Source organism: Nocardiopsis sp. SBT366, assembly GCF_001083815.1.
Lineage (GTDB): Bacteria > Actinomycetota > Actinomycetes > Streptosporangiales > Streptosporangiaceae > Nocardiopsis > Nocardiopsis prasina.
In genome coordinates, this window is sequence record NZ_LAVM01000124.1 from 1 (window position 1) to 10,929 (window position 10,929).

7 protein-coding genes and 1 pseudogene are annotated in these 10,929 nt (G+C 71.8%); 3 read left to right on the plus strand and 5 right to left on the minus strand.

Annotated elements, in window-relative coordinates:
- Positions 1 to 47: 47 nt before the first annotated feature.
- A pseudogene (locus ADX84_RS24010) lies at positions 48 to 1,502 on the plus strand (glycosyltransferase); the annotation flags it as partial.
- Complete coding sequence (locus tag ADX84_RS24015; RefSeq protein ID WP_049579502.1) at positions 1,499 to 3,241, plus strand: glycosyltransferase family 2 protein; 1,743 nt, start codon at positions 1,499 to 1,501, stop codon at positions 3,239 to 3,241. The pseudogene ADX84_RS24010 and the gene ADX84_RS24015, both read left to right, overlap by 4 nt.
- 24 nt (positions 3,242 to 3,265) lie before the next feature.
- Here ADX84_RS24015 and ADX84_RS24020 read toward each other — a convergent pair whose 3' ends face one another.
- The 5 genes from ADX84_RS24020 to ADX84_RS24040 form a co-directional block, all read right to left on the minus strand.
- Entirely contained in the window at positions 3,266 to 3,709 is a 444-nt protein-coding gene (locus ADX84_RS24020) for a VOC family protein (protein ID WP_049579504.1), read from the minus strand.
- Positions 3,710 to 3,737: 28 nt separating this feature from the next.
- Positions 3,738 to 4,193: a MaoC family dehydratase gene (locus tag ADX84_RS24025; RefSeq protein ID WP_199776687.1), complete on the minus strand. Its 456-nt coding sequence runs from the start codon at positions 4,191 to 4,193 to the stop codon at positions 3,738 to 3,740.
- A gap of 75 nt (positions 4,194 to 4,268) precedes the next feature.
- Positions 4,269 to 5,393 carry an enolase C-terminal domain-like protein gene (locus ADX84_RS24030; RefSeq protein ID WP_199776688.1) on the minus strand — a complete coding sequence of 375 codons (1,125 nt, stop codon included), beginning with the start codon at positions 5,391 to 5,393 and terminating at the stop codon, positions 4,269 to 4,271.
- A 229-nt stretch (positions 5,394 to 5,622) separates the two neighbouring features.
- Complete coding sequence (ald, locus tag ADX84_RS24035; RefSeq protein ID WP_049579511.1) at positions 5,623 to 6,741, minus strand: alanine dehydrogenase; 1,119 nt, start codon at positions 6,739 to 6,741, stop codon at positions 5,623 to 5,625.
- A gap of 137 nt (positions 6,742 to 6,878) precedes the next feature.
- Entirely contained in the window at positions 6,879 to 8,105 is a 1,227-nt protein-coding gene (locus ADX84_RS24040; RefSeq protein ID WP_049579513.1) for an amidohydrolase family protein, read from the minus strand.
- Between the two features lie 373 nt (positions 8,106 to 8,478).
- On the opposite strand from ADX84_RS24040, the gene ADX84_RS24045 reads away from it, so the two are divergent.
- Complete coding sequence (locus ADX84_RS24045; protein ID WP_049579515.1) at positions 8,479 to 10,704, plus strand: cytochrome c oxidase assembly protein; 2,226 nt, start codon at positions 8,479 to 8,481, stop codon at positions 10,702 to 10,704.
- Positions 10,705 to 10,929: the final 225 nt, after the last annotated feature.

Below are 10,929 nucleotides of genomic sequence, written 5' to 3' on the forward strand. Positions count from 1 at the left end.
GGCCACGGGTGAGACCCGGCGCAGCGGCACGGGACCGGTCGCGCTGAGCGCGGTGGCGGCCGGGCGACGTCGCCGCCACCGGGGTCAGCGCGACCGGTCCCGTGCCGCTGCGCCGGGTCTCACCCGTGGCCGACATCGTGGTCCGTGCCGCTGACGGAGAACTTCCCCCGTGGGAGGACGGCGTCGTCCCACACCTCGACCTGCCCAGCTCCGGGGCCCGGGTCGGCGAACCCGACCCCGTCACCGCGCTGGCACCCGTCGACGAGCAGAGCGTGAACCCCGTCGGCTTCACCAAGAAGGCGGGCGGCCCCATGGGCGACCTGTCGGCCCGCGGCGGGCGCTGTGTCATCCGCGAGGGCGAGCGGGTACTGAGCACCGTCCCAGAGGACGGCACGCTCACCGACCTCGACATCGGCCGCGCCCGCTACCTGCGCGGTGTGCGTGTGGACTGGTCCGGGCACACGAACCCGGTCGCCGTCGTCCGGGCGGTCGTCGCCCTGGCCGCCGGAGGGATCCCCGTGGTCAGCGGACCCGCTCCCGAGTGGGCGGCCGGGCTCGGGCCGGAGCTCACCACCGTGCTCACCAGCCTGGACGCGACGGCGCTGGCCGACCCCCTCAGCCGGGAGGAGCACAGCGTCCGGCTGCGGCGCGCCGCCCTGCGTACCCACGGCCAGCTGGCCCGTTGGCGCGCCCTGGCCGCGCGGGCGGGGGTGCCGGTACCGCCCGAACCCCTGGTGTCGGTGATGCTGTGCACCCGGCGGCCCGAACTGGTGGGGTTCGCCCTCGCCCAGGTGGCCCGGCAGCGCGGGGTGCGGTTCGAGCTGGTTCTGGCTCTGCACGGCTTCTCCGCGGAACTGCCCGAGGTCCGCGCGGCCGTGGCGGACTTCGCGGCCACCGGCAGGCCGATCACCGTTCACGAGGCCCCGGCGGACCAGGTGTTCGGCGCGGTCCTCAACGACGCCGTGGACCGCACGTCCGGCAGCGTGATCGCCAAGTGGGACGACGACGACTGGTACGGCCCCGAACACCTCGCCGACATGCTGATGGCGCGCACCTACGCCTGTGCCGACCTGGTCGGTGTCACCCAGGACCTCGTGTACCTGGAGGAACTCGACCTCACCGTGTGGCGGAGCTACCAGACCGAGAAGCCCTCGCCGGACGTGGTGGGCAGCACGATCGTCATCGACCGCTCCGTTCTGCGCGACGTCGGCGGGTTCCGTCCCCTGCCCAGGGCGATCGACAGCCAGCTGCTGCTGGCGGTGCGCCGCGACAGCGGGCGGATCTATCGCACCCACGGCCTCGGCTACCTGCTGCGCCGCGCCGGGCAGGGCCACACCTGGGGTGCCGACATGGGCTACTTCCTTCGCAGGAGCACCCGGCAGTGGTCCGGCTGGCGGCCGAGCGCGCTGTTGGAGGGGGCGCCCGCCCCGCTGGGCCAGCCGGACCCGGGCGCGGCACGGACACTGCTCCGGACCACCGAGTACACGGGAGGACAGTCGTGACCAGTGCGGACAACGTCTCGGAACGCCAGTCAGGGGAGCGGGCCGACACCCGGGTACGGGTCGGGGTGGTCCCGGAACAGGGGCAGCTCCAGGGAGGGGAGGACACCGGGCGGCTCGCGGCGTCCCCGCGACAGCCCCTGGTGTTCCGCAACGACTACGCGCGCCTGGACCCGCCCCCGCTGGGGGAGTGGACGCCGACGCTGTCGGTGAGCGTGGTGATCCCGGCGCACGGCCAGCCCGAGAAGCTCGCGCTGGTGCTGGCCTCGCTGGCCGCGCAGAGTTACCCGGCGCACCTCATGGAGGTGGTCGTGGTGGACGACGGTTCGCCCGTTCCGCTCGCGCTGCCCGAGGTGCGCCCGGAGCACACGCGCCTCATCACCTCCGACCCCGGCGGCTGGGGTTCGGCGCACGCCGTCAACACCGGGGTCGCCGACTCGTCCGGGCAGGTGGTCCTGCGTCTGGACGCGGACATGCTCGTCTACCGCGAGCACGTGGAGTCCCAGATGCGCTGGCACCACGTGGTGGACTACGCGGTGGTCATGGGCCACAAGATGTTCGTGGACTTCGACCCGGCCGCGATGACCCCGGAGCACGTCCGGGACGAGGTCGCCGCTGGCCGCGCCGAGCTGCTCTTCGACCTGGAGGGCGCTGATCCGCACTGGGTGGAGCGGTTCATCGACCGGCACGACCGGCTGCGCTCCGCCCACCACGAGGCCTTCAAGGTGTTCGTCGGGGCGACCGGATCGCTGCACCGGAGCCTGTTCGACGCGGCGGGCGGCCTGGACCCGGGGATGATCCTGGGCGGGGACAGCGAGTTCGGCCACCGGGTGGCCCAACGGGGAGCCTTCTTCGTTCCGGACACGGAGACCAGCAGCTGGCACCTGGGGCGCTCGCAGATGCAGGAGAAGAGGGACGCCGGGACCCGCTACCGGAAGCCCTACGTGGCCAACCGGGTGCCCGACTTCCACCTGCGGCGCAAGCAGCCCGAGCGCCAGTGGGAGGTGCCGCTGGTCGACGTCGTGCTGGACGCGGCGGACCGCACCCTGGAGGAGATCGACACCACCGCCAGGGCGCTCCTCTCCGGGACCACCCCGGACCTGCGCCTGTGGATGGTGGGCCCGTGGGGCGCACTGGACGAGGAGCGCCGCTCCCCGTTGGAGGAGGAGATCCTCGACCTGAGGCTGGCCCACGAGACCTTCCGGGGCGACCCGCGCGTGCGGTTCGTCGAGAGCGAGCCGAGTACGGACCCCCGCGTGCCCTACCGCCTGTACCTGGAGGCCGGTGCCGAACCGTACCCCAAGGCGCTGGCGGAGATGGTCCACGCCTGTGACACCCGGGCGGTGGGACTGCTCTGCGCGCCCATGCCGGGTGCCCTCACGGCGCAGGAGGGGATGCTGCGCCTGGAGCGGACCGCCGCCTTCGCCCGCGCCCGCCACCTCGACCCCGAGGTGACCGGCCGGGACCTGGACCGCCTGGTGGAGGAGGTCCACGGCATTCACTGGATGCCCGCGACGGACCTGGTCCTCGCGACGGACGACGAGGAGGCCCGACTGGAGTCCCCGGCGGCCGCGCGGCAGGAGGAGGCCGACCCACAGGACGTGGCCCTGCTCCAGGCCGAACTGGAACAGACCCGGGCCCGGGCGGACCGCATGCGCCGCAGGGCGGAGCGGGCCGAACGCAAGCTGCGCTGGTTCACCCCGGGCCTGGTCCGCCGGGCCCTGCGCCGCATGGTCCGTTAGGACGTCCGGGAGCGCGGGCGGGGTTCAGGCGCCGAAGGAGGTGAGCGCTCCCCGGTCGTCGAACCGGGCGCCCGGGGCCCACGCGATCTCCCAGCGGTTGCCCTCCGGGTCCGCGATGTAGGCGGACCGCCCTCCCCAGGGGCGGTCCGTCGGTTCTGCCACGACCTCGGCTCCCGCCCGGACGGCGGCCTCGAACGCCCCGTCGACCTGTGTGCGCTCGTCGACGTTGCAGGCCAGGGTGAACCCGGACCAGGCGGTCGGGGCGGGCAGCACGCCGTCGGACGCCTCGGCGGCCAGTTCCGCCACGGGGAACAGGGACAGCAGGACACCGCCCACCAGGAACCCCGTCCACCCGTCCGAACCGGACGGCACCTCCTCCCAGCCAAGGGCCAGGTAGAACCGGCGCAGCTCCGGCAGGTCGCGGGCTCCGAGGGTGACCACGGTCAGACGCGGCGGGAGTTCGTCCATACCGCGAGGGTACGTCGCGGGGCCCTGACTAGGAAACCCAGAGGCCGAGCGCCTCGGCGACCAGGGCGGGGCGCTCCTGACCCTCGATCTCCACGGTGTGCTCGGTGGAGACCAGGTAGCCCTTGGGGGTCGGCTTCACCTCGCCGAGCAGTACGGCGTCGCGCACCCGCGAGCCCACGGTGACCGGCTGGAGGAAGCGCACCTTGTTGAGGCCGTAGTTGATGGACATCCGCGGCTTCACGGTGAGGGCGAAGACGCTCTGGGAGAAGTGCGCCAACAGCGACAGCGACAGGTAGCCGTGCGCGATGGTGGCGCCGAAGGGACCCCCGGCGGCGCGCGCGGCGTCCTGGTGGATCCACTGGTGGTCGTCGGTCGCGTCGGCGAACAGGTCGATGCGGTCCTGGGTGATGGTCAGCCAGTCGGTCCGGCCCAGGTGCTCTCCCTGGGCCGCGACGACCTCCTGGACGTCGGCGAATACGCGCACCACGCCTCCACGTGCGTAGGGGGTCCGGTGTCGGGGCCGGACGCGGTGAGCGACAGGATACCTAACGCTGTTCGGTTATGGGGCGTTGTCCGACGCCCGGTTCGAGCGCGCGTCCAGGACCAGGGTCCTCGCGGTGTACCCGGACAGGGCCACCCGGTCCACGTCGTGCCCCAGACCGCTCTCGGCGAGCGGGACCGGAACCACGCCGTCGTGCGCGCGCACCGGGGGAATCACCAGGTCGCGGCCACGACTACTGGAACTCGGCATCTCCACTGGCAGGGTCGCGCCGGACAGCGAGGCCAGCGCCACCGTCGCCGCGCGGCCCACCCCGGTCACCGCCGAGGAACCGCACCACACCCCCCAGCCCGCGTCCACCGCCCGGTCCACCGCGCGCCGGGCCTCGGTCAACCCGCCCAGCCGGGCCGGGTCCACGTTCACCGCGCGCCCCGCCTCGGCCAGCACCGCCTCACGCAGATCGTCCACCGACGACAGCGAGCGGTACAGGGCCACGGGGGTGCGCAGCTCGGCCGTCAGGCGCGCGTGCGCCCCCAGGTCACCGGCGGCGAACGGGTCCTCGATCGCCAACAGCCCGAGCGCGTCCAACGACCGCAGCGCGTCCAGGTCCGCGGTGGACTCCGTGTAGCGTCCGCCCGCGTCCACCTGGAGGACGAGGAACGGGAAACTCGACTGCACGGCCCGGATCACGTCGGTGTCCCAACCCGGCTCGATCTCCAGCCTGATCCGCCGGAACCCCGCGCCGACCCTCCGGTTCACCTCCGTGACCACTGACTCCAGAGTCACCTGCCGGGGCAGGGTCACCCCCGCGGTGAGCGCGGTGCGCTCCCCGCCCAGCGCGTGCGCCAGCGGCGTGGATCGCTGACGGCTCCACAGGTCCCAGCACGCGGTGTCCAGGGCCCCGCTCAGCGCGGGATCCCAGGGCAGGTCCGCGAAGGCGTCGGCCACGTCTGTGGGGCGGCGCCAGGCGTGGTCCAGGAGGGCGGGAGCGAAGTCGCCGACGAGCGCCTCCCACTGGTCGGCGGTGGCCCGGGACACCTCGCCCCAGCCGCTCACCTGTCCGTCGGACACCCGGACCAGCACGGGAACGGACCCGTCGGAGCCGCGCCCGGCCAGTGACGGCCGCAGCCGAACGAGTTCGAGCTCGACGATCCGGGTCACCGTTGCCGCTCCGGTGTGTGTCACTACAGTCCCACCTCATGTGTTCGGGCCCCGGTCACGGGCCCCGCCATCGGAGGGGCCACCCCTCGACGGTACCCCCGCCGATCCGGCCCGACCACCCCGTCCCGAAGCGCGGATCCGGCGGCTGACCCAGGTGGGGCGGGTTTGGTCGGGGTGCGTGGGGGTTCGTCCGCCCACAACGGGGAGGGGGCCGCCCGTACGGACGACCCCCTCCCGCCAACCGCTCGCGCTACTAGGAGGCGAGCACCTCGTCGAGTTCGCGGTACTTCATCCCGTGCGCCTCGGCGACCGGAGCGTAGACCAGGTCGCCCTCGAACGTGTTGAGGCCCTCGGCCAGCGAGGGGTCCTCCCGCAGCGCCTGCTTCCAGCCCTTCTCAGCCAGGGCCACCGTGTACTTCAGGGTGTCCTTGGTCAGGGCGTGGGTGGAGGTGTTCGGCACGGCGCCCGGCATGTTGGCCACGCAGTAGAACACGGTGTCGTGCACGGCGAAGGTCGGGTCGTCGTGCGTGGTCGGCCGCGAGTCCTCGAAGCAGCCGCCCTGGTCGATGGCGATGTCGACCAGCACCGCGCCCGGACGCATCCGCGAGACCAGCTCGTTCGAGATGAGCCTGGGAGCCTTGGCACCCGGTACCAGAACCGCGCCGATGACCATGTCGGACTCCAGGACGGACAGTTCCAGCTCGAAGGCGTTGGAGACCACCGTCTTGACCTGGCCCCGGTACAGCGCGTCCATCTGCCGCAGCTTGTGGACGTTCAGGTCCAGCACGGTCACGTTCGCGCCCATGCCCACCGCGATCTGGGTGGCGTTGAGGCCGGACACCCCCGCGCCGATCACGGTGACGTTGGCCGGGCGCACCCCCGGAACCCCGCCCATCAGGACGCCCCGGCCGCCGTTGGGGCGCTGGAGCGTCACCGAACCCACCTGCGTGGCGAGCCGTCCGGCCACCTCCGACATCGGGGCGAGCAGCGGGAGCGAACCGTCGGGCAGCTGCACGGTCTCGTAGGCGATACCGGTGACCCCGCGATCCAGCAAGGCGTCCGTGCACTCGCGGGAGGCGGCCAGGTGCAGGTACGTGAACAGGGTCTGCCCCGCGCGCATGCGGTGGTACTCGGCCGGGACCGGCTCCTTGACCTTGAGGATCAGGTCGCCCGCGGCCCACACCTCGTCGGCGGTGGGCAGGATGCTGGCCCCCGCCGCGAGGTACTCCTCGTTCGTGATGGAGGAACCGGCCCCGGCGTCGTGCTCGACGAAGACCTCATGACCCCGGCGGGTCAGCTCGTGGACACCCGCAGGGGTGATCGCCACACGGTACTCGTGGTTCTTGATCTCGCGGGGCACGCCAATGCGCACGATTCCTCCAACTGGTATCGCCATTGATACCTCCCACTGTGACCTGCGAAGGCGCGTCCACGCTATCGCCAATGTGCATAGCCATCCGTAGCCATGTTGACAGGCTGTAAGCCGGATGTGTGTGGTGTGACACGGGTCTAGGGCTGATGTGAGTCAGAGAGGGTCGGGCGCCCCGCCACCCAGGTCCTGCGCACCCTTCCGGTGAGGCGCATCCCCGCGTACGGGCTGGGGTCCGAATCCGGCACCGCGAGGGTCGTCTGGTCCTCGAAGGCCACCAGGTCGGCGTCGTATCCCTCCTGGACGCGGCCCCGACCACCCAGCCCCAGCAGCTCCGCCGGGGCCCGCGCGGTCCACCGGGCGAGGTCGGAAAGGGAACGACCGCGCCTGCGCGCGGCCGTCCACAGCGCGGGCAGACTCCACTCCAGGGTGTACAGGCCGATGGCGGGCAGGTGGCCCGAACCGACGGTCAGGATCGGGGAGTCCGGCTCCAGCAGGGAGCTCCACAGCGCCTTGCGGTTGGCGTCCGACCGCAACGGGGGACGGCAGGCGTGCGCCGGAGAACCCGGGCCGGGGAACTCCGAGGGCAGGCACAGGTAGTGCGGGCAGGTGTGCGCCGTCAGCCCGACCCCCACCGCACCGGCGGCGGCCAGCAGGGCGGCGCACTCGGCGGCGGTGAAGGGGGCCACGTGGGTGCGCGCCCCCACCACGCGCGCCGCCGCGATCACCCGCTCGAGGCCCCGCCGCTCGGCCCGGGGCGGGCGCTGCTCCGCCGAGACCGGCGGGGTCCCCAGTTCACGGGCGTCCTCCGCGTGCATCAACAACAGGCCGTTCAGGGCCGCGATCTCCGCCATGGCCTTGCGCAGCCGCGCGTCGCCCAGGGCCGCCATGTCCGGGGCGCCGCCGTCCGACAGCGACCCCTGGAAGGCCACCACCCCGCCCGCGTGCAGGTCGGCCAGGTCCAGCGGACTGGTCCCCTCCGTGACCCCACCCAGGAAGAGCACCGATACCTCCGCCCCGGCCGCCGCACGCTGGTGCACCTGGAGGGAGTCGGCGCAGGTGATCGCGGGTCGGCCAGGAGCGGGGGAGACCACCACGCAGGTGACCCCGCCGCGCAGGGCGGAGGTGCTCACACGCTGGTAGGAAGCGGGAAGATCCTTCCCGGGGGCGTGCACGCCGGTGCCGAGGTCGATCGCGCCGGGCAGCAGCGCGGTGTCGCCGAGATCGACCACCTCGTGCGCGGACATCCTCGCGGAGTAGGGGCGGACCGACTCGATACGGCCGTCCCGCACCCCCACACTGGCCGACCTGATCCCCTCGGGGACCACCGTCCGCGTGGAACGGATGACACTGTCGAACTCGGGCATCGCCCTCCCCCTTCGTGCTCTCATGCGTTCGTGGAACCGGGTGGCCGTGGAGGGGGCACGGCGGCGAGGGGTGACGGGCACGAGGGGGCGGTCCGCGACCTCCCGTAGAGAGAACGAGCGTATCGCGAAGGCTCTCCGACGAAGGGGGAAACGTCACTTCTGGTCCGCGTCCCATGGGCCGCGAAAGGGATTTCCGGCACAAGGGGGGTGGGCGAGCGGACCCAAGTCCGACACTGTGTAGTAAACGGACTAACCTGGGTCGAGGTGTCCCTCCGTGCCAGGTCCCCGCCGGAGTCCGACGGACGGCAGTGCGGAGGCCCTCGCGCCCGGGGCGCTGACCTGCAAGTTGACCGACTCGACGACGGAGTGGCGCGTGGCTCCTCCCGCCCAGAACGACACATCCCCCAAGGAACACCAGGACCAGGCACCCGGCACCGAGAACGCCCCCGTCTACGCCCTGATCGCCGTGCTCGTGTGCACGGTGGCCCTGGGCGCCACCCTCATCCTGGGCGGCGCGGTCTTCGCGCAGATCATCCCCGGCATGGAGCGGTTCGACTCCGGTGAGTTCGTCCGCTGGGGCATGCCCATCGCCAAGACGGTCATGGACACGGCCGCGGTCCTGACCATCGGCCTCATGCTCATGGCGGTCGTCCTCCTCGGATCGGACAGGGGCCAGCTCTCCCCGCAGGCCGTCGGCTACGTGCGCGCCGGCACCTGGACCGCGCTGGCGTGGGTCCTCGGGGCCGTGGGCACCCTGTACTTCCAGACCGCCGAGTTCCTCGGTCGGCGCGCGGGCCAGATCACGGTCGACGAGGTCACCGCCTTCGCCGGTTCGATCGGCTCGGGCGTCGCCCTGATGTTCGTCATCCTCATCACCACCGGCATCGCCCTGTTCGGCCGCACCATCACCACCGCCACCGGTGGACTGTGGCTGCTGGTCGCGTCCCTGGTCGCGGTCACCCCGCCCGCTCTCACCGGTCACGCCGCCTCCTCCGGGGCACACGAGCTGGCCGTCACCGGGTTGGCGCTGCACCTGATCTCGATCTGCGCCTGGGTGGGCGGTCTGGCCGTGGTCACCTACCACGCCATGCGCAAGGACGGGCAGGAGCCGGCCGTCGCCGCCCACCGGTTCAGCCGCATGGCCCTGTGGGCCTACGTGGGCGTGGCGATCAGCGGCGCCGCGAGCGCCATGGCCCGCCTGTACTCCCTGGACGACCTGTTCGTCACGGACTACGGCCGGATCATCCTCGTCAAGATCGCCCTGTTCGTGGTCCTGGGCTTCCTCGGCTACGCCCACCGCACCCGGGTGCTGACGCGGATCGACGCCGCGCCCGGAGGGAAGGTGGGCTACTCCTTCCGCCGCCGGAGCTTCCTGCGCCTGGCCGGGGCTGAGGTCCTGATCATGGCCGCCGTCATGGGTGTGTCCGTCGGCCTGGGCCGGACCGCGCCGCCGACACCGCCGACCGAGGGCACTCTCGACCCGGCCGCCGCGATCCTGGGCTTCGCCATCCCGCCCGCGATGAGCCTGGAGAACGTCCTCACCCTGTGGCGACCGGACCTGTTCTTCATCATGTTCGTCGTGGTCGCCGGATTCCTGTACCTCGGAGGCGTGCGACGCCTGGTCAAGCGCGGCGACAAGTGGCCCGTCGGCCGCACCGTCGCCTTCCTCCTGGGGCTGCTGACCATCGTCGCGGTGCAGCTCAGCGGGTTCGCGACCTACGCGATGATCATGTTCTCGATGCACATGATCCAGCACATGGTGCTGGCCATGGTCACGCCGATCCTCCTGGTGCTGGGTGCCCCGGTGACCCTGGCGCTGCGCGCGCTCCGGCCCGCCGAGACCCGCGGTGACAGAGGGCCGCGCGAGTGGCTCAACGCGTTCCTGAACAGCCGCTTCTCCCAGATCGTGACCCACCCGGCCGTCGCTGGCCCGATCTTCGTGTTCAGCCCGTACGCGCTGTACTTCACCCCGCTGTTCCCGACGCTGATGAACGACCACCTCGGTCACCTGTTCATGGGCGTGCACTTCCTGGTGTCGGGCTTCCTCTTCTACTGGGTGATCGTCGGTGTCGACCCGGCGCCCAGGAAGGTCCCGTTCCTGCTGCGCATCCTGCTCCTCCTCGTGGCGATGGGCTTCCACGCCTTCTTCGGCATCGCCATCATGGAGCAGGCCACCCCGATGGCCATGCAGTACTACGGCCAGTTCGACATCCCGTGGATGACCGACCAGGCCGCTGACCAGTACGCGGGCGGAGGCATCGCCTGGGCACTGGGCGAGATCCCCACGGTGATGGTGATGCTGGCGCTGGTGGTGCAGTGGTCGCGTGACGACGAGCGCCAGGAGCGCCGCCGTGAGCGGCACAGCCGTCGCGGTGGTTCCGACGACGCGGACATGGACGACTACAACGCCTACCTGGCCGAGCTCGACCGCCGCTCCCGAGCGGCGGCTGGTGGGGCTTCAGGTGGTGGGGCTCCGGTTGGAGGGGTTTCAGGTGGTGGGGCTCCGGTTGGTGAGGCCCAAGTCAGTGGGGGCGGCAAGGAGGCCTCCGCTGGTGAGGCTCCAGCTGGCGGGGCCCCGGAAAGTACCGCCAAGGACTGATCAGCCGCAGGTGGAGCAGTAGGTAGAAGGGGGCGTGCCCGACTGGGTACGCCCCCTTCGCCTTCTGGGTCTGGGGTTGCTGTGGGTGGGTGGGTTTTGAGGGTTGTGGTTGCTGTTGGCTGTGTGTTCTGGGGTTGTGGTTGCTGTTCCGGGAGGGTTCTACGGCCAACCCGTTTTTCCCATTAGCTAAAGGCGGTCGGGTGCCGCTTACTGCGTACCCCTTGG